This is a genomic window from Halomonas sp. JB37, assembly GCF_002332255.1.
Classification (GTDB): domain Bacteria; phylum Pseudomonadota; class Gammaproteobacteria; order Pseudomonadales; family Halomonadaceae; genus Vreelandella; species Vreelandella casei.
The window spans coordinates 3,611,425-3,629,240 of the sequence record NZ_NRGW01000001.1 but is presented as its reverse complement, the minus strand read 5'-3'; the positions used below and the strand labels follow the sequence as shown (position 1 = coordinate 3,629,240).

Here is a 17,816-nt window from a genome sequence, read left to right as displayed (position 1 = left end):
CTGGGCTAAGCACACGAATTAAATCCATGCTTTTCAAATCCACAGCTTTTTGACGGGTTTGCTGCCATAAGCCAGGTTGACCATGGCGCGAGTCACCATTAGCGCGGTGAACAGCGATGTCAAAATACCGATAGAAAGCGTGACCGCAAATCCTTTAACCGGGCCGGAGCCAATCGAAAATAGGATGATAGCCACAAGCAGCGTGGTGATGTTGGCGTCCACGATCGAGGTAAACGCGCGTTCATAGCCTGCTTGAATCGCCTGCTGAACCGATAAGCCGTTACGCAGCTCTTCACGTATTCGCTCAAAAATTAGCACGTTGGCATCCACCGCCATGCCCAGCGTCAACACTATGCCGGCAATGCCTGGCAGTGTCAGCGTCGCGCCCAGCATCGACATTACCGCAACCAGCAGCGTTAAGTTCAGCGCCAGGGCAATGTTGGCGAACACGCCAAAGACTTTGTAGCGTACCAGCATAAAGATCACGATCAGCAGCAGGCCGATCTGAACCGACAGCAGGCCTCGCTCAATGTTTTCAGCGCCCAGGCTTGGTCCAATCGTGCGCTCTTGCACAAAGTAGATGGGTGCTGCTAGCGAGCCAGAACGCAACAGCAGCGCAAGCTCGGAAGCTTCCGTTGGTGAGTCTAAGCCGGTGATACGAAAGCTGTTGCCTAGCGCGCTTTGAATCGTGGCTAAGCTAATCAGGCCGCGCTCAACGTAAGGCTCGCGCTCAAGCGTTTCTTCGCCCGTTTCCGGGTCGACCACCACGGTATCTTCGCTTTTATGCTCAATGAACAGCACCGCCATATTGCGACCAATGTTGGTGCGCGTGGCGCGGTTCATCAGCGTGCCGCCGGTGCCGTCTAGGTTGATGTTGACCTGGGGGCGGCCATTTTCATCAAAGCTGTTGCTAGCGCTGGAAACACTGTCACCAGTAATGATGACATCACGCATTAGCTCAGCGCTGCGTGCTGAATCATTCCGAAACGTCAGCGTTTCTGTTTCGTTAACCGGCGTGTCGTTACGCGCCTCTAAGCGAAACTCTAGGTTGGCGGTTGCACCGACAATGCGTTTCGCAGCAACGGTATCCTGAACGCCAGGCAGTTCAACCACAATTTGATTGGGGCCTTGGCGCTGTACCATAGGCTCCGCAACGCCCAGTTCGTTGACCCGATTGCGCAAGGTGGTCAAGTTCTGGTTAATCGCGTAGTCCTGGATGCTGCTGACAGATTGATCGCTTAATGTCATGACTAGGCTAGATGCGCGGCCATCGCCTGCATTGGAATACTCAAAGTCAGGAAAGTCGCGAGTGATCAGTCGGCGTGCCGTATCACGGTCTTCAGCGCTGGCAAAGTCGATCGAGAGTGAGCGATCTTCTACGTCGGTATTGCGGTAGCGGATACGCTCACTGCGCAGCAGCTCGCGCATGGCGCTGGCGTTGACTTCAAGGCGCTGGGTTAGTGCAGCCTCCATGTCCACTTCAAGCAAGAAGTGCACGCCGCCACGTAGATCCAGGCCTAGCGTCATAGGCGAAGCAGAAAATGACTGCAGCCAGCTCGGGGTCGCTTCAGCGAGATTTAATGCCACGGTGGCATCACTGCCGAGTACGTCAGTGGCAATATCGCGAGCGTTGAGCTGGTCATCGTCATGGCGTAGACGAATGAGCCACTGCCCGTTTTCTTCTTCGATCGCCTTGATGTCAATGTCGCTTTCAGTTAACGCGGCTTCAACAAGGTTAATCTGACGTTCGTCCAGCGAGTCGCCTTGGGCGCTGCTGATTTGGACGGCGGGATCTTCGGGGAATAGATTGGGAAGCGAGTAGATAAGGCCGACCGCCAGGACGACGAGTATCAGCAGATACTTCCACAGGGGGTAACGGTTGAGCATGCAAGCCCTGCCTTCAATTACAAACGGAATGCTGTGCACAGACATGCCGTGCACAGCAAAGTTCACCATCATTCATACCATGTCACCCCTGCCGGGGTGGCTGGCACTGTGTCGGCAGGGGTGTTGAAAGCATTAGATGGACTTGATAGTGCCTTTAGGCAGTACGGCAGCAACGGCATTTTTCTGCACGTTAACTTCGGTGCCTTCAGAGATCTCGATGGTCAGGAATTCGTCGCTCACTTTAGAGATACGACCCACCAATCCGCCGCCGATGACAATTTCATCACCTTTGTCCAAATTAGTGACCAGCTGCTTGTGCTGCTTGGCACGTTTGGCTTGCGGGCGCCACAGCAGGAAGTAGAAAATCAGTACGAAGCCGACCAGCATGACGATTTGCGCAATACCACCGCCACCGGCGGCTTCTTGGGCATGGGCTGGTGAGATGAAGAAATCCAGCATTGCAGAGAACTCCTGAGTTAGAAAAGCGTGGTTTAAAAGCTTAGGTTTAGAAAAGCTTAGGTTTAGAAAACATGGGTCTAAAAAACATGGTTTAGAAAAATATAGCCAAACAGTTTAAACCACGCGCCAAGGCACGTGGCGATTAATTCGTTAAATTTACGCTAGGGGAGGCACCGGCAGGCCGCGCCGAGCATAGAAACCTTCCACAAAGGCCGTCAATGTACCCGCTTCAATTGCCGCGCGCAAATCAGCCATTACACGCTGGTAGTAACGTAAGTTGTGAATGGTGTTTAGCATTGAGCCGAGCATTTCATTGCAGCGGTCTAAGTGGTGCAAATAGCCCCGTGAGAAATGCTGGCAGGTATGGCAATCGCACTCTTCATCAAGCGGACGCGTGTCAAAGCGGTGCTTGGCGTTACGAATTTTGACCGTGCCGTCTGACGTGAACAAGTGGCCGTTACGCGCATTGCGGGTAGGCATGACGCAATCGAACATATCCACGCCGCGGCGCACGCCTTCCACGAGGTCTTCAGGCTTGCCGACGCCCATTAAGTAGCGGGGCTTGTCATCGGGCATCCAGGTGGGCAGGTAGTCGAGAACCTTGATCATCTCTTCTTTAGGTTCGCCGACGGAAAGCCCGCCAATCGCTAAACCGTCAAAGCCGATTTCCAGCAACCCTTTCAGCGAACGTTCGCGAAGCTCGGGATGCATGCCGCCTTGAATAATGCCAAACAGAGCAGAAGGTGACTCGCCGTGGGCATCACGTGAACGCTTGGCCCAGCGCAGCGATAGCTCCATGGACTTTTCGGCTTCCTCAAAGGTCGCCGGGTAGGGCGTGCATTCGTCAAAAATCATGACCACATCGGAACCCAGCGAGCGCTGAACAGCCATGGACTCTTCCGGCCCCATAAAGACTTTGCTGCCATCGACCGGCGAGCGGAAGTGCACGCCCTGCTCGGTAATTTTACGCGTTTTGCCCAGCGAAAAGACTTGGAAGCCGCCGGAGTCGGTGAGAATCGGCTTGTCCCACTGGGCGAAATCGTGCAGGTCACCGTGGGCTTCAATCACCTCCGTGCCGGGGCGCAGCCACAGGTGAAAGGTATTGCCCAGGATGATTTCAGCGCCGGTCTCTTTAATCGAGTCGGGCGTCATGCCTTTTACCGTTCCGTAAGTGCCGACCGGCATAAACGCAGGTGTTTCAACCGTGCCGCGGGGGAAGTGCAGGCGACCGCGGCGTGCGCGGCCATCCTCAGCCAGGCGCTCAAAGCGCATAAAACATTCGTTTCGCATAAAAATAACTCGTTAATCTCGTTCGTTTGGCGCGGCTTGTGCAAGGTTGATAAAGCAATTACTAACGGGTCAATAGCATGGCGTCGCCGTAGCTAAAAAATGCATAGCGCTCGGCCACCGCCTGCTGATAGGCGTGCATGATGGTGTCGTAGCCTACAAAGGAAGAGACCAGCATCAGCAGGGTGGATTCAGGCAAATGGAAGTTGGTAATTAAAGCATCCACACAGCGCCATTGATAACCGGGATAGATAAAAATGTCGGTATCGCCGCTGTACGACGCGATCTGCCCATCGCTGCTTTTTTGGCAGGCGCTTTCCAGGCAGCGCACGCTCGTCGTCCCCACGGCCACAACCCGCTTGCCAGCCGCCAGGGTGTCACGCACCTGTTGGCAGGTAGCCTCAGAGACTTCAATCCACTCGCTGTGCATGTGATGCTCAAGGATATTATCCACGCGCACTGGCTGAAACGTACCGGCGCCCACATGCAGCGTCACAAAGGCACGATTAACGCCTTTGTCAGCGAGGGCGTCCAGCAGCGGCTGGTCAAAGTGCAGCCCTGCGGTGGGTGCCGCTACTGCACCGTCACGCCGGGCGTACACGGTCTGGTAGCGCTCACGGTCGCTGATCTCATCTTTCCGGGTAATATACGGCGGCAGCGGCATATGGCCGTGTTTTTCAAGCAGCGCAATCATCGGCGTGTCGCCTAAAAATCGCAGTTCGAACAGCGCGTCGCGGCGGCCTTCTACGATAGCGTGAACATCACCTTCAAAAATCAATTCCGTTCCGGGCTTAGGTGATTTACTAGAGCGAATATGCGCCAAGCCGCGGTGAGCATCCAGCGGGCGTTCAAGCAGCATTTCTATTTTTCCGCCGCTTGCCTTGTGGCCGTGCAGGCGCGCGGGAATCACGCGAGTATCGTTGAACACCAGCAGGTCGCCAGGTTCCAGAAGTGCCAGCAAATCAGGAAAACGACGATGCTCTAGCGCGCTGCTTTGCCCATCCACGCACAGCAGACGGCAGTCGCTACGCTGCTCAGAAGGGTAGCGAGCAATTAACTCGTCGGGTAGCTCGTAATGAAAATCCGCGCGCTGCATGGCGTATGACTCTTAACGTTGATCAAACAGGCGACATAGGATAGCGCTTTGGCTGGATAAAGTCAGTCGATGCGATTGACCTACCTCAATTTTTACGTATAATGCGCATCCATTGCCGGTATGGCGGAATTGGTAGACGCAGCGGATTCAAAATCCGCCGCCTTTACGGGTGTGCCAGTTCGAGTCTGGCTACCGGCACCAAATACTAAGGGCTTAGCGTTCATCGCTAGGCCCTTTTTAGTGGTTTCAATTTGTTAGTGCCCGCCATTTGCGTTTTCTCGTCTGAGACAATGCATTTGTTCGCTTTTTCCTGCCTAGCCGTTTTATAGTGAATGAATCGCATTCGATGAAAGACGGACTCTCGCCATGGCCCTTTTTGAGCTGTATAGCCGCAATCTCGCCCAAGAGCAGGTGGCTCATACTCACGATTTTCATCAGCTTATCCTGGCGACCTGCGGCGTGACTGAGCTTTCGATGGAAGGGCAGGGGGAGCGGGTAACTGCCCGCCGAGGCTGCCTGATTCCCTCTTCGCGCCATCATGAATTTCAAGGCGATGGCAGCAATCGTACGCTTGTGTTGGATATTCCCGTTGCGCACTTGGCGCTAATCGAACAAGGCGGCGAAATTGAGCGCCTTTTCGATAAGCCGCGTTTTTTCAGCGTTCCGCCGGCGCTAAATCAGCTGACCCACGCCTTGGCGCACCAGTTGGAACAGTGCCCTGCATTACAAAATGAAATCGCGATCTTGTTACTGCGCGCGCTTTATATGTATTTGCAGGATGCTACGCCGACGGCCGTCGCGCAGTTGGGGCAGCACTGCATTAGTGAACGCCTGGATCTCGCGCGCTTAGATGCGTGGTTGGACCAGCACTTGGCCGATGACGTCCGTGTGGATCAACTGGCTTCTTTATGCGCTTTGAGTCCGGGGCATTTTCACAGCTGTTTTCGTGAGCTTACCGGCGTCACGCCGCTGGCATACGTGCAGCGTAGGCGTTTAGAGCATGCCCGAAACCTAGTGCGGCATAGCACGCTGAGTCTTGGGCATATCGCCATGCTAGTGGGCTTTCGTGATCAGGGCAGTTTCTCCCGCGCCTATCGCCGCTACTTTGAACTTTCTCCTTCTTCAGATCGTTAGGCCCTTCCTCTGATCGTTAATCCCCACTGCTTGCCGCGTTTTGTCTTGTTTGCATGACTTGCGGGCAAATCTATCGCAGTGTCGGGCAAGTAATTTTCCCAGTAGCGCTTTAGTCTCTTAAGACCTTATTTTACCGGAGAGACCCGATGAGCGTTACTTACCAAGACAGCAATGCGCGCATGAGCCAAGTCGCCATTCATAACGGCACCGTCTACCTTGCTGGCCAGGTTCCCCCCGATGCTACTGCGGATATGCGCGGCCAGACTGAGCAAGTGTTGGCGCGCATCGACCAGCTGCTCGCTCAAGCCGGCACTTCTAAAGAACACTTGATCTCAGCGCAGATCTGGGTGACCAGCATGGCTGAATTCGATCAAATGAATGCCGCGTGGGATGCGTGGGTCGTTCCCGGCCGCCCACCCGTGCGCGCCGCGCTTGAAGCGAACCTCGCTAAGCCTGAGTGGAAGGTCGAAATTATGGTCATTGCCGCACTGCCGGAGGCCTAATATGCGGGTCATCTCTGCCGAGGAGGTCGCCCGCCATCTAACCTGGGATGGCTTGATCAAGCGGCTGCAAACGACGTTTGTAGAGGGCATTGAGTCTCCTCCCCGTCATCATCATGCGATGCACCGTCCTGACGGCGAAGCCACGATGCTACTCATGCCCGCTTGGGAAACAGCGGGCTATATCGGCGTTAAAATGGTCAACGTGTTTCCACAAAACGCCGATCACGGTATTCCTGCTATTTCGGGGCTTTACCTGCTCAGCGAAGGTAAACACGGGCAGCCGTTGGCCTGTATTGATGGTAGCGAGCTAACGCGTCGCCGTACCGCGGCAGCGTCTGCACTGGCGGTTAAAGCGCTGGCGAATGCGTCGGCAGAAACGCTGCTGGTCGTGGGCACCGGCAAGCTGGCACCCATGGTGATTGAGGCCCACACCAGCGTGCGCCCGATCAAGCGCGTGATGATTTGGGGGCGCAACCTTAGCAAGGCGGCGGCGATTGCCGACGAATACGCTGGGCGCTTTGAAACACAGGTAGTTGAAGACTTGGCCTCAGCCGTCGCGCAAGCTGACATCGTGAGCTGCGTCACGCTTTCGACTCAGCCGATTATCAAAGGCGAGTGGCTCACGCCGGGGACGCATCTTGATTTGATCGGCGCTTTTCGCCCACAGATGCGTGAAACCGACGCTGAGTGTGTGCGCCGTGCACAGGTATTTGTGGATACCTATGCCGGTGCTAAAGGCGAGGCGGGCGATATCCTTCAAGCGATAGAAGAAGGCGCTTTTCGCTTTAACGATATTAAGGCTGAACTTGCCGAAGTGCTGTCCGGCACAAAGCCGGGACGCTCTGATCAGGCCGCCATCACGTTATTCAAATCGGTGGGTGCCTCACTTGAAGATTTAGCTGCGGCTATTGAGGTATGGGAATCACTGCCCGAATAACGCTGCATAAATAACGTAACGGGCTGATGCTGATAATAAGACGCTAGATATAACAGCCTGTTACGTCACAACGCCAGTCATAACGAAGACCGACTAATAACCAAAACGAGGTGTGTTATGAAAACGAATCAATCCTTACTAATTGCCGCCCTGGCAGCACTGCCCTTGGCCATTGCCAGCGTCAATGCCCAAGCGCAGTCCTATGAAATGGTGATTGCCACTCAGATTCCGGAAGATATGAGTAACAACGAAATCTATCCGGCACTGATGCATTTTAAAAACCTGGTGGAAGCACGTACCGACGGCGACCTTGAGGTCAATATCTTCGGCGGCGGTCAGCTAGGTTCAGAAGTTGAGAACGGTTCGGAAGTGCAGGGCGGGCGCACACTGCAGTCGACGATTATTACCGCAGGCGCGATGTCATCATTTTACGAAGACTATCAAATGGTCACGGCGCCGTTCCTGTTTACTAACTGGCGCCAAGCATGGACCTTTTTTGACAGCGAGTGGTTCGCTGACTTTATGTCCGGCACGATTGAAGCGGCCAATATGCGTTACCTGGGCACCTTTGATGACGGTGGTGGTTTCGTCGCCTTTACCAATAACGTGCACTTGATTAAGACCGTCGAAGATTTAGAAGGGCTGAATATTCGCACCGAAGAAAACCCCGCCCACGTCGCGATTATGCGCTCGCTAGGCGCCTCTGCAACGCCACTGCCTTGGGGCGAGCTGATCACTGCGCTGGAAACCGGTCTTGCCGATGGCCAGTTCAATGCGCCGGTGCTCAACACCACGTTTAACTTTGATGCCGTCACCGACTACACCACGCTTACCGGGCATGTGTATAACAGCGCCCCGTGGGTCGTCAGCGAGTCCTGGTATCAGTCGTTGCCTGAAGACTACCAGCAGGTGCTGATTAGCTCTGCGCGCGAAGCCATTCAGCTGAGTCACGGTATGTCAGGAGCGCTGGCAACAACGAGCTGGGTGGAATCCTGTGAACGCTTCGTCGAATGCTACTTAATGCCTGATTCAGAGCGTGAACGCATGGCCGATATTGCCCGCCCGGCATGGCAAACGTGGATCGTCGATGACTTTGGTATGGACGAGACCCGCGTGCAGGGCCTGCTTGATGAAGTCGCGCGTGTCGGCCAGCAAGTGGCTGACGATGACTACCGCATTTATGGTCAATAACCGCTGGGTCATTAACGGCTAATTCTTAACCAACGCTGGAGCGGCTGTTATGCGCTCTAGCGTGAGGGATGGTGATGGGTGTATTAAAACCTTTGCGCCGCCTAAGCGATAGCATCAATCAGGTGGCCATTGTGGTCTGTGTGGGCTGTATCCTGGCAATGTTGGGGATCTCGTTTACCGCCTTTCTTTATAAGCTAGCAACGGGCAGCACGCTGAGCTGGACCTACTCGCTGGCACGCCTATTTCTACCGTGGATCGGTTTTCTTTCCATGACCATTTCGCTGCGCTATGGCGAGCATGTGGCCATGACGCTGCTGATACGCAGCCTGCCAAAAATCCTAGTGCAAATTGGAGCGGGGCTTTGCCTGGCGGTGATTGGTTTGTTTGCACTAATGCTGGTTTGGTATGGCTGGGGCTACTTCACTAACGCCACCCAGGTTTACATGGTCTCCGACCAAATCCGTATCCCCAGTAAGGTGACCGCCATTGTGGTGCCGATTAGCGGCGTCATTATGCTGCTCCACTTGGTGCATGGCTTCTCCTTGCTAGAGCACTTTTTGGATGAGAGCGAGATGATTGACGAACTCATTGAAATCAATGACGGGGAGAGCCGCTCATGACGCCCGCGATTTTAGTATTCGTATTGCTGTTATTTATTGGTGCGCCCGTTGCGGTGGTGATGGCGATGTCGGGGCTAGCGGGTGGTTTCGCGCTAGGCGGTGAACGCATGCTGGGCATTATTGCCGACCGTATGTTCTCGGGCGTTTCTGGGTTTCTATTGATTGCCATTCCCTATTTTATCTTTACCGCTGAACTGATGAACCAAGGCGGGCTAACCCATAAGCTGATCGCGTTTAACAATGCCTTATTCGGCCGTGTGCGCGGATCGCTTTCCCATGTGAATATTTCAGTGTCGGTGTTTTTTGCTGGCCTGACCGGCGCCGCCGTCACGGATACCGTGGCGATTGGTAAAATCATGATCCCTGAGATGAAAAAGCAGGGTTACGACGCCGAATATGCTGCTGCCGTCACCGCCTGTTCATCGATCATTGGGCCAATCATTCCCCCCAGCGTTGTTATGGTGGTGTACGCCACGCTGCTGCGGGATATTTCGGTGATTGACCTGTTTGCGGGGGGGATTATTCCTGGGCTGTTAATGGCATTAGCTCTGCTAGGAATGAGCTTTTTTCTAGCCTGGAAACGTAACTATCCTAAGCAGGCCCCGACGCCGTTTAAGGCCGCAATGATCGCTCTATTGGTCGCACTTCCGGCGATGGTAGTGCCGCTGATTATCATGGGCGGTATTCTCTCCGGGCTTACAACGATTACGGAAGCCTCGGGCTTTGCGGCCGTTTATGCGATCATCATTGGCACCGTGTTCTATCGCAATCTTACTTGGCGAAAAATATGGGACTCGCTGGTGACCACCGTGCGCTTTTCAGGCGTAGTGTTTTTTCTATTGGCAACGTCTGCGGTGCTGGGCTGGTTTGTCACGCGCTCGGGTATTGCCCGAGACGCCGCAAGCTTGATTACCACCTTTAGCGATATGGCCTTTGTGCAACTAATGCTGGTATGCCTGCTACTGTTAATCATTGGCACGGTGATGGATGTATTGCCTGCGTTAGTCGTGATCGCCCCGGTGTTAGTCCCAGCGATGATTCAGCTTGGCTTTGATCCGCTGCACTTCGCTATCTTGATGATTGTGGTGCTGAATATCGCCAATGTGACGCCGCCGGTAGGGATGACGCTAATGACCGCCGCGCGAATAGCCGAAGTGCCTTACGAGCGGGCAATTATTGCCTCGCTACCGTTCTACGTCTCGTTTCTGGTGGTGATTGTGCTACTAGCCGCATTTCCAGCGCTTTCCACCTGGATTCCTTCTTTACTCTAATCGGCTACCAGGGGTTGTACGAAGCGTCAGCGAGTTCAGGTCGTTCTCGTCAAGAACCTAAGGATTGCGAACTTAATCATGAAATGCTTTTACCATCCCGACCAAGCCTCTCATGCACCGCCAACGTTTTTACTGCGCGGGCAGCCCGCGCCGTCACCGGAAGGCCCGGTGCGCGCGGAGCTGCTCTCGCAAGGTTTGGCTAGTGTAGGGCTTACGCTGACAACGCCTAGCGCAGCGGATTCTCCTCGGCTGCGTAAGCGCTTAGAGCAGATTCATACGCCGCGCTACCTGCAGTTTTTGGAGACCATTTACACGCGCTGGCAGGCGCTGCCCAATGCAGCGGAGTTTGTTGCGCCGAATATTCACCCCTGCGGGGGCGGCCACCATTACCCGCGCCATCCGATTGGCCAAGCGGGCTGGCATTTGCACGATATGGCCTGCCCGCTCAGTGCCACAAGCTTTCAGGGCGCGCTGGCCTCCGCCGCGACGGCTGAAGCTGCTGCAGAAGAAGTGCTTAACGGCGCGCCTACTGCCTACGCGCTTTGCCGCCCGCCGGGCCATCACGCTGGGCCTGAGCGCGCCGGTGGCTTTTGCCTACTCAATAACGCCGCGCTGGCAGCCACGGTGCTGCGTGAGCGCTTTGCCAAGGTGGCGATCATTGATGTGGATCTTCATCACGGCAACGGTACTCAGGATATTTTTTATGCCCGCAGTGACGTGTGGACCGGTTCGCTGCACGCCGACCCCAGCGATTTCTATCCGTTCTTTTGGGGCGGCGCCGATGAAGAGGGCTGTGGCGAGGGCTTAGACGCCAACGTCAATTTGCCCTTGCCCGTCGGAAGCGATGGCGAGGTCTTTCTAGATGCGTTGGCGGTGTTAATTGATCATCTTCAGAGCTATGCACCCGATGCAGTGGTAGTGGCGCTGGGGTTAGATGCCCATAAAGACGACCCGTTAGCCGGCCTGAACGTGGAAACCGACGCCTTTGTCGATGTGGGCAAGCGCTTAGCCGAACTGTCGCTGCCCACGGTGATTATTCAGGAAGGTGGCTACCCTACCGAGCATTTAAGCGTCAACTTAGCCGCCTTTATGCAGGGCTTTGCGCCATGAAGGCAACCGGCTTTTACTGGCATGAGCGCTGCTTTTGGCATGACCAAGGGGCCATAGGCGTGTTTTCCGCACCCGGTGAGTTTTTACAGCCCCAGGCAGCGTCTGAAAGCCCTGAGAGCAAACGCCGGCTAAAAAATATTCTTGAAGCCAGCGGGCTGATTGACGAACTTCACGTCGTGAAACCACCGGCGGCGACGTTTGACGATCTGCTGCGTTTTCACACCCCGCGCTATTTAAATATGCTTCAGGCGGGCGACAAAAGCCAAGGCGGTAACGGTGGCGACTGTGCGCCCTTTATGCCCGGCAGCTGGGCGGCGGCTACTCAGTCGGCGGGGTTGGCGGTGGCGGCTGTTGAGGCGGTAGCGCTGGGCGACGTAAGCAACGCTTACGCGCTATGCCGCCCGCCTGGCCACCACGCAGAAGCTGATCAAGGCCGCGGTTTTTGCCTGCTGGGCAACATTCCCGTGGCGGTGATGCGCGCCCGCGCCTTAGGGCAGATGAAGCGCGTGGCGATACTTGATTGGGATGTTCACCACGGCAACGGACAGCAGGCCGCCTTTTACAGCGAGCCTGACGTGTTCACGGTGTCGCTCCATCAAGCGGCTAACTACCCGCTGGATACCGGTAGCTTTGACGAGCAGGGCGAAGGCCCCGGCCTCGGCGCCAACCTTAACTTACCGCTGCCGCCGGGCTGTGGCTTGGGCGCCTACGCGCACGCCATGGAAACGCTGGTACTGCCTGCGCTGGAAGCCTTTGCGCCTGAATTGATCGTGGTGGCCTGCGGCTATGACGCCTGCGCCAAAGACCCGCTAGGTAAAATGCTGCTCAATAGCGAAGCGTTCGCCCGCATGACGGCTCAGCTGAAAGCACTGGCCGAGCGCTGCTGCGAAGGCAAGCTTGTCGTGATACACGAAGGCGGCTACTCGGAGGGCTACGTGCCGCTATGCGGTCACGCGGTTATCCAAACCCTGGCGGGCAGTACGACGACCGTACCCGATCCGCAAAACGAAGAAATTGCCGCGTGGGGTTACCAGGCCCTGCAACCGCACCAGCAGGCCTTAATTGAAGGCTGGTGCCAACAGTGGGAGCACGCAAAACGATGACACCGCTTGATGATCGCGATGGCTGGATTTGGCTAGACGGCGAATGGCGTGAGTGGCGCGACGCTAAGGTTCACCTGTTTACTCATACCCTGCACTACGGCATGGGCTGTTTTGAAGGTGTGCGTGCTTATGCAGGCGCTACGGGCACGCATCTGTTTCGCGTCGCTGAACACACGCGCCGCCTGGCAGAAAGCGCGCATGCGTTGGACATTCCCCTGCCGTTTAGCGAGGCAGACATCATCACTGCTCAGCGCGAGTGCCTGAGCAAAAATAGCCTAACTAACGCCTATCTAAAGCCCACCGTGTTTTTAGGCTCAGAAGGCTTGGGTCTGCGTGCTCAGGGGCTCAGCACTCACCTGATGGTGGCAGCGTGGGATTTAGGCCCGTACATTTCACCTCAGGCGGCCACCCATGGGCTGCGGGCGCTTACCTCTTCCTGGGCGCGTCACCACGTCAATATCAGCCTATGCCGGGCCAAGACCAGCGGGCACTACGTTAACTCGATGCTTGCGCTCAATACCGCCGTGAAAGCCGGGTTTGATGAAACTATTATGCTTGACCCAGAAGGCTATGTGGCCGAGGCCTCGGCGGCTAACGTCTTTTTGCTGCGCGATGGCGTACTGCACACGCCGGAAGTGACGTCGTGCCTGCAGGGCATTACTCGGGATAGCGTGATTCAGTTAGCGCAAAAAGTGCTGGGCATTGAAGTGCGTGAGCGGCGGATTACCCGCGATGAGCTATATACCGCTGATGAAGCGTTCTTAACCGGCACCGCCGCTGAGATACTGCCGCTGCGCGAGTTGGATGGGCGGCGTATTGGCGCCCGCGCTGGGGCGCCACCGGCCAATGAACCCATCCATCCAGACAGCGTGACGGCTCAGCTGCAAGGCTTATACCGTCAGGCGGTGCGTGGCGAGCTGGATGAGTTTGGTCATTGGCTAACGCAGGCTTAAGCGTTAATCGCAGCCTCTAATGCCGCTAGTCTCCCTGGTTTCAGCGCTGCTTGCACGGCGGTAATACGAATGATGTTGGCAAGCGCCGGGTGTGCCAATCGAGCCACTAACACGCCTTCGGCGAGTAGCTGCTGGTGCACCTTTGCGGCGAGTTCGGCGCTGGGTAGGCGGATGCCAACAAAGTTCGTGGCGCTGGGCAGTACGTCGGCACCCAGCGCGCGAAAGTGCGCTGCCAACTGCTCGCGGCGCGCTTTCACATCGGCCACGTGGTGGTCGACTTCGTCAGGATGGTCGAGCACCACTTCCGCGGCCACTAGTGTTAACGACGACACCGCATAGTGAATGCGCACTTTCATCATCATCGCCAGCACGTCAGGGTCAGCGATGGCGTAGCCAATGCGCATGCCAGCCAGGCCATGGGCCTTGGAGAGCGTCCGCAGGCGTATCACGCCGGGCAGCGCTTGGGCAGCAAACTCGCTGTTAGCATCGTCGCGAAAATCCCCATAGGCTTCATCTAGCAACAGCCAGCAAGTATCGGGCAGCGCTTCACGCAGCTGCACGATCGCGCTGTCGCTGTGTAAGTGGCCGCTGGGGTTGTCGGGATTGGCTAAGTACACCAGTCGTGCATCTTCTTTATGCGCTGCAGCGACCATCGCTTCGAGGTCGGGCGCCAGCACGCCAGGCGCCTCAACGTAGCTGGGCTCAACCAAACGGCATCCCTGGCCAAGCGCAAAATAGCCAAAGGTGGGGTAGGTGCCGGCGGTGCAGATGACGGCCGCGCCGGGTTCACAGGTCGTGCGCAGGGCCAGGGCAATAAGGCTGTCGGCGCCGGCATCGACCAGCAGCGTTTCAAGTGCCATACCATGCTGGGCACTCAGGCGCTGGCGCACGCCGAGCGCCTCGGCATCGCCGTAGCAGTAAACGTGTTCGGCTAGGGCATCGCCAAAGTGCTCGCGCAGTGCACGGTGTGGCATGTCCAGGCCTTCGTTAGAGCCCAATCGATGAGGAATCTCCTTTCCGATGCGGCGCTCTAACACCTTGATGCCAGGAAACGGGTTAACAGGGCCTTCACTGGTTAAGTGTTCGGGATAGCGGGGCATAGCGGTTCCTAAAAGCGGTCTCAAAAACAGTCGTAATGATCAGCGTTGGGCGTGTAGTTAAAGCACTTTACCGCGATTCAATAAATTGAGCGGGTCTAACGCTTGCTTGAGGGTCTGCATCAACTCGATCTCGGCGCTGGCACGGCAGGTGCTTAGCCACGGGCGCTTTTCTAGGCCAATGCCGTGTTCAGCGGACACCGACCCGCCAAGTGCGGTCAGCGGCTCATAAACCATGGCTTCGACTTCACGGCGAATTTCGATGGCATCGTTGCCCGTACTCACGGAAATATGCAGATTGCCATCGCCTAAGTGGCCAAACACCACTAGCCGCGCCTCTGGCCAGCGCTGCGTTAGCTGCGTTTCCAGCGCGAGGGTGTAGCGCTGCATATCGGCAATCGGCAGACTGACATCAAAGGTGAAAACCGGTGACATGCCTTTAACCAGTCCTTCAATATCTTCACGAATGGCCCACAGCCCATCGCGCTGGGCGTGGGATTGCGCGATCACCGCATCGACAATCAATTCACTCTCTAGCGCACTTTCCAGTGCTTCGCTGAACTGGCTGGCATTGCGCTCGGCATCGCTGCCCAGTGACTCAATAATCACATAAAAAGGGTGTTCGGTAGCAATAGGCGGCGTATGGCGCCCCATGGTTTCCGTCAGCAGGCGGTAGTAGTTTTGCCACATGACTTCAAAGGCGCCCAGGCTTCCGCCTAGCGCTTTGCCCATATGGCTGAGCAGGCCGGTTAACGCTTCAAACGAAGGGCAGGCAACCATCGCCGTCTGCTCGCTGGGTGTAGGAGGCTGCAGACGCAGCACGGCGCGCGTCACAATGCCCAGGGTGCCTTCGCTGCCGATAAACAGCTGCTTTAAATCAAAACCGGCATTATTTTTAAGCATGCGATTCATCGAGCTAACCACACGGCCATCGGCCATCACCGCTTCCAGGCCGAGCACCTGCTGGCGCATCATGCCGTAGCGAATCACCCGCACGCCGCCTGCGTTGGTGGCGATATTGCCGCCGATCGTACAGCTGCCTCGGGCGCCTAAATCAAGCGGAAACTGCAGGCCGACTTCTCGCGCTGCTTCTTGAACCCGCTGCAGCGGTGCTCCGGCTTGAACAGTGAGCGTGCCGCCGATCTGGTCGATCTCTTCAATAGCCGTCAGGCGCTCAAGGGAAATGACCAGCTCGTCAGGGCTTGCTTCAGCGCCATGTACTAATCCGGTTAATCCGCCGTGAGTGACTACCGGCTGCTGCACCTCATAACAAGCGCGCATGACCGCCGCTACCTGCTCGGTGTCTGCGGGGCGAATAATCGCTCCCGCCTGGCAGGGCGCGCCGGTCATCCAGTCCACGCGGCGGCCATGCACATCGTCACCCGTTAATACGTGGGCCGGGCCAACAATGGCGCGCAGCGCCTCCAGGGTTATCTGCATGAGGGTTCCTTAGCTCATCTTTTCGGTTTACTACATTAGTGTTTTGAATATTAGTTTTTAACTATTCGATTATGAACGACACCACTTTAAAAACCTACGCCGTAGCCGCTACGGGAGCCACACGCCCTGGAATCGCTTTGAGCAGGGCCTGGGTATATGCCTCGCGGGGAGCAAGAAAGATCTGCTCGGCGCTGCCTTGCTCGACAATGCGGCCATGCTGCATCACCACAATACGATCGCAAATATGCGCCGCCACCCGCAGGTCGTGAGTGATAAAGAGCAGCGACAAAGAGAGGCGTTGCTTCAGTTCTTCCAGCAGCTCCAACACCTGAGCCTGAATGGACACGTCCAACGCTGAGACGGCTTCGTCCGCGACGATCAACTCTGGGTTCAATGCTAGCGCTCTGGCAATGCCAATCCGCTGGCGCTGGCCCCCGGAAAATTCATGCGGATAGCGCTCTGCCGCCCCGGCGCCCAAGCCGACCATCTCCAGCAGTTCACCTGCCTGCTTGAGCGCCGCCGCTTTTGACGTGCCGTTGGCAATCGGCCCCTGGGCAACCGCCATGCCCACTTTGGTGCGCGGATTGAGCGAGGCGTAAGGGTCTTGAAAAATCATCTGCACTCGGTGGCGTTCGCGTCGCAGCGCATCGCCTTTAAGCTGCGAAAGATTCACGCCATCTAGCAGCAGTTCGCCGCTGTCAGGATTCTCAAGTCGCACCACGCAGCGACCCAAGGTAGATTTTCCCGAGCCGGATTCGCCCACAATACCCACCGTTTCACCCCGCGCCAGGGTAAGCGATACATCCTCAAGGGCACGGACTTCTCGGGAGGGTTTAAGCCAGCCGCCCCGGGAACGAAACACTTTATTGAGCTGCTTTATCTCCAGCAGCGGGGCCACTTGGCTGGTCTCGCGGTGAGGCGGTACCGCATTGCTGGGAATCGCTGCGATCAGCGCCTGGGTGTAGGCATCTTGAGGATTCTCCAGCACCGCTTTCGCATCACCTAGCTCCACTATTTTTCCGTGGCGCATCACGCAGACGCGATTGGCTATTTCAGCGACGACGCCAAAGTCGTGGGTGATAAACATCACCGACATACCGCGCTGGCTTTGCAAATCGCGAATCAGTTCCAGAATCTGCGCCTGGGTCGTTACATCCAGCGCCGTGGTGGGCTCATCGGCAATCAGTAGAATCGGTTCCAACGCCAGTGCCATTGCGATCATCACCCGTTGGCGCTGTCCGCCGGAAAGCTCGAACGGATAGGCGCGAATGGCTTTTTCGGGCTGGGGTATGCCGACTTCAATTAATAGCTCCAGCGCTCGCGCCTGGCGCTCTTTTGCGGTGAATTGGCCGTGGGCCTCAAACACTTCGGCAATTTGTGCGCCTACCCGCATCAGCGGATTAAGGGCGGTCATGGGTTCCTGGAAGATCATGCCGATTTTTAGCCCACGTAGGGCACGGTGCTGTTTTTCCGTCAGGGTGAGTAGGTTCAGCCCCTCAAACGTTATCTCGCCTTGAGTGGCGTTGACGCCCTTGGGCAGCAACCCCATCACGGCGTTGGCAGCCATCGATTTGCCTGAGCCGGATTCGCCGACCACGCACATGATTTCGCCGCGCTTTACGTCGTAGCTAACATTCTCAACCGCCAGGGCACGATCCGCACCCTTAGGTAGCGCAATATTGAGATCGCGAATACTAAGTACGGTTTCTGTTGAAGCTTCATTCATAA

General features: G+C 56.3%; 16 protein-coding genes and 1 tRNA gene. 10 read left to right on the top strand and 7 right to left on the bottom strand.

All coding sequences use genetic code 11. The annotated features are described in order from the left end of the window. Positions 1 to 33: 33 nt before the first annotated feature. The 4 genes from secD to queA form a co-directional block, all read right to left on the bottom strand. Entirely contained in the window at positions 34 to 1,887 is a 1,854-nt protein-coding gene (gene secD / locus CIK78_RS16845; protein WP_096282431.1) for a protein translocase subunit SecD, read from the bottom strand. 132 nt (positions 1,888 to 2,019) lie between these two features. After that, positions 2,020 to 2,346, bottom strand: coding sequence for a preprotein translocase subunit YajC (gene yajC, locus CIK78_RS16840; RefSeq protein WP_096282056.1), 327 nt, complete (start codon positions 2,344 to 2,346; stop codon positions 2,020 to 2,022). 156 nt (positions 2,347 to 2,502) lie between these two features. Continuing rightward, positions 2,503 to 3,636, bottom strand: a complete 1,134-nt coding sequence (tgt, locus tag CIK78_RS16835; protein ID WP_176483419.1) for a tRNA guanosine(34) transglycosylase Tgt — start codon at positions 3,634 to 3,636, stop codon at positions 2,503 to 2,505. 61 nt (positions 3,637 to 3,697) lie between these two features. After that, positions 3,698 to 4,729, bottom strand: coding sequence for a tRNA preQ1(34) S-adenosylmethionine ribosyltransferase-isomerase QueA (gene queA / locus CIK78_RS16830; RefSeq protein WP_096282055.1), 1,032 nt, complete (start codon positions 4,727 to 4,729; stop codon positions 3,698 to 3,700). A 114-nt stretch (positions 4,730 to 4,843) separates the two neighbouring features. On the opposite strand from queA, the gene CIK78_RS16825 reads away from it, so the two are divergent. The 10 genes from CIK78_RS16825 to CIK78_RS16780 all read left to right on the top strand — a co-directional run bounded on the left by CIK78_RS16825 (position 4,844) and on the right by CIK78_RS16780 (position 13,551). Beyond that, positions 4,844 to 4,930 (top strand) — tRNA-Leu (locus CIK78_RS16825). A 165-nt stretch (positions 4,931 to 5,095) separates the two neighbouring features. Further along, a complete protein-coding gene (locus CIK78_RS16820) occupies positions 5,096 to 5,863 on the top strand; it encodes an AraC family transcriptional regulator (protein ID WP_096282054.1) in 768 nt (255 codons plus the stop codon). 146 nt (positions 5,864 to 6,009) lie between these two features. After that, complete coding sequence (locus CIK78_RS16815; protein WP_096282053.1) at positions 6,010 to 6,366, top strand: RidA family protein; 357 nt, start codon at positions 6,010 to 6,012, stop codon at positions 6,364 to 6,366. A gap of 1 nt (position 6,367) precedes the next feature. Beyond that, the gene (locus CIK78_RS16810) at positions 6,368 to 7,303 is read left to right on the top strand and encodes an ornithine cyclodeaminase family protein (RefSeq protein WP_096282052.1); all 936 of its coding nucleotides are present in this window, start codon (positions 6,368 to 6,370) and stop codon (positions 7,301 to 7,303) included. A 117-nt stretch (positions 7,304 to 7,420) separates the two neighbouring features. After that, positions 7,421 to 8,494 (top strand): TRAP transporter substrate-binding protein DctP, encoded by a 1,074-nt coding sequence (dctP, locus tag CIK78_RS16805; protein WP_096282051.1) that lies wholly within the window; start codon positions 7,421 to 7,423, stop codon positions 8,492 to 8,494. Positions 8,495 to 8,568: 74 nt separating this feature from the next. Beyond that, positions 8,569 to 9,114 carry a TRAP transporter small permease subunit gene (locus CIK78_RS16800; RefSeq protein WP_096282429.1) on the top strand — a complete coding sequence of 182 codons (546 nt, stop codon included), beginning with the start codon at positions 8,569 to 8,571 and terminating at the stop codon, positions 9,112 to 9,114. Next, complete coding sequence (locus CIK78_RS16795) at positions 9,111 to 10,385, top strand: TRAP transporter large permease (RefSeq protein ID WP_096282050.1); 1,275 nt, start codon at positions 9,111 to 9,113, stop codon at positions 10,383 to 10,385. The genes CIK78_RS16800 and CIK78_RS16795 overlap by 4 nt, the downstream gene beginning before the upstream one ends. Positions 10,386 to 10,463: 78 nt before the next feature. Beyond that, positions 10,464 to 11,495: a histone deacetylase family protein gene (locus CIK78_RS16790; protein WP_096282049.1), complete on the top strand. Its 1,032-nt coding sequence runs from the start codon at positions 10,464 to 10,466 to the stop codon at positions 11,493 to 11,495. Continuing rightward, on the top strand, positions 11,492 to 12,598 hold the full coding sequence (locus CIK78_RS16785) for a class II histone deacetylase (protein ID WP_096282048.1): 1,107 nt from the start codon (positions 11,492 to 11,494) through the stop codon (positions 12,596 to 12,598). The genes CIK78_RS16790 and CIK78_RS16785 overlap by 4 nt, the downstream gene beginning before the upstream one ends. Beyond that, positions 12,595 to 13,551 (top strand): branched-chain amino acid transaminase, encoded by a 957-nt coding sequence (locus CIK78_RS16780; protein ID WP_096282047.1) that lies wholly within the window; start codon positions 12,595 to 12,597, stop codon positions 13,549 to 13,551. The genes CIK78_RS16785 and CIK78_RS16780 overlap by 4 nt, the downstream gene beginning before the upstream one ends. Here the strand turns inward: CIK78_RS16780 and CIK78_RS16775 are convergent. The 3 genes from CIK78_RS16775 to CIK78_RS16765 all read right to left on the bottom strand — a co-directional run bounded on the left by CIK78_RS16775 (position 13,548) and on the right by CIK78_RS16765 (position 17,814). Beyond that, complete coding sequence (locus CIK78_RS16775; RefSeq protein WP_096282046.1) at positions 13,548 to 14,651, bottom strand: aminotransferase class I/II-fold pyridoxal phosphate-dependent enzyme; 1,104 nt, start codon at positions 14,649 to 14,651, stop codon at positions 13,548 to 13,550. The genes CIK78_RS16780 and CIK78_RS16775 overlap by 4 nt on opposite strands. Before the next feature lie 57 nt (positions 14,652 to 14,708). Further along, positions 14,709 to 16,088: an FAD-binding oxidoreductase gene (locus CIK78_RS16770; RefSeq protein WP_096282045.1), complete on the bottom strand. Its 1,380-nt coding sequence runs from the start codon at positions 16,086 to 16,088 to the stop codon at positions 14,709 to 14,711. A gap of 94 nt (positions 16,089 to 16,182) precedes the next feature. Continuing rightward, positions 16,183 to 17,814, bottom strand: coding sequence for an ABC transporter ATP-binding protein (locus tag CIK78_RS16765; RefSeq protein ID WP_096282044.1), 1,632 nt, complete (start codon positions 17,812 to 17,814; stop codon positions 16,183 to 16,185). Positions 17,815 to 17,816 lie beyond the last annotated feature (2 nt).

Excerpts from the sequence above, each read along its gene's own strand:
- secD (WP_096282431.1), bottom strand. The coding sequence starts at position 1,887 with ATGCTCAACCGTTACCCCCTGTGGAAGTATCTGCTGATACTCGTCGTC.
- yajC (WP_096282056.1), bottom strand. The coding sequence starts at position 2,346 with ATGCTGGATTTCTTCATCTCACCAGCCCATGCCCAAGAAGCCGCCGGT.
- tgt (WP_176483419.1), bottom strand. The coding sequence starts at position 3,636 with ATGCGAAACGAATGTTTTATGCGCTTTGAGCGCCTGGCTGAGGATGGC.
- queA (WP_096282055.1), bottom strand. The coding sequence starts at position 4,729 with ATGCAGCGCGCGGATTTTCATTACGAGCTACCCGACGAGTTAATTGCT.
- CIK78_RS16820 (WP_096282054.1), top strand. The coding sequence starts at position 5,096 with ATGGCCCTTTTTGAGCTGTATAGCCGCAATCTCGCCCAAGAGCAGGTG.
- CIK78_RS16815 (WP_096282053.1), top strand. The coding sequence starts at position 6,010 with ATGAGCGTTACTTACCAAGACAGCAATGCGCGCATGAGCCAAGTCGCC.
- CIK78_RS16810 (WP_096282052.1), top strand. The coding sequence starts at position 6,368 with ATGCGGGTCATCTCTGCCGAGGAGGTCGCCCGCCATCTAACCTGGGAT.
- dctP (WP_096282051.1), top strand. The coding sequence starts at position 7,421 with ATGAAAACGAATCAATCCTTACTAATTGCCGCCCTGGCAGCACTGCCC.
- CIK78_RS16800 (WP_096282429.1), top strand. The coding sequence starts at position 8,569 with ATGGGTGTATTAAAACCTTTGCGCCGCCTAAGCGATAGCATCAATCAG.
- CIK78_RS16795 (WP_096282050.1), top strand. The coding sequence starts at position 9,111 with ATGACGCCCGCGATTTTAGTATTCGTATTGCTGTTATTTATTGGTGCG.
- CIK78_RS16790 (WP_096282049.1), top strand. The coding sequence starts at position 10,464 with ATGAAATGCTTTTACCATCCCGACCAAGCCTCTCATGCACCGCCAACG.
- CIK78_RS16785 (WP_096282048.1), top strand. The coding sequence starts at position 11,492 with ATGAAGGCAACCGGCTTTTACTGGCATGAGCGCTGCTTTTGGCATGAC.
- CIK78_RS16780 (WP_096282047.1), top strand. The coding sequence starts at position 12,595 with ATGACACCGCTTGATGATCGCGATGGCTGGATTTGGCTAGACGGCGAA.
- CIK78_RS16775 (WP_096282046.1), bottom strand. The coding sequence starts at position 14,651 with ATGCCCCGCTATCCCGAACACTTAACCAGTGAAGGCCCTGTTAACCCG.
- CIK78_RS16770 (WP_096282045.1), bottom strand. The coding sequence starts at position 16,088 with ATGCAGATAACCCTGGAGGCGCTGCGCGCCATTGTTGGCCCGGCCCAC.
- CIK78_RS16765 (WP_096282044.1), bottom strand. The coding sequence starts at position 17,814 with ATGAATGAAGCTTCAACAGAAACCGTACTTAGTATTCGCGATCTCAAT.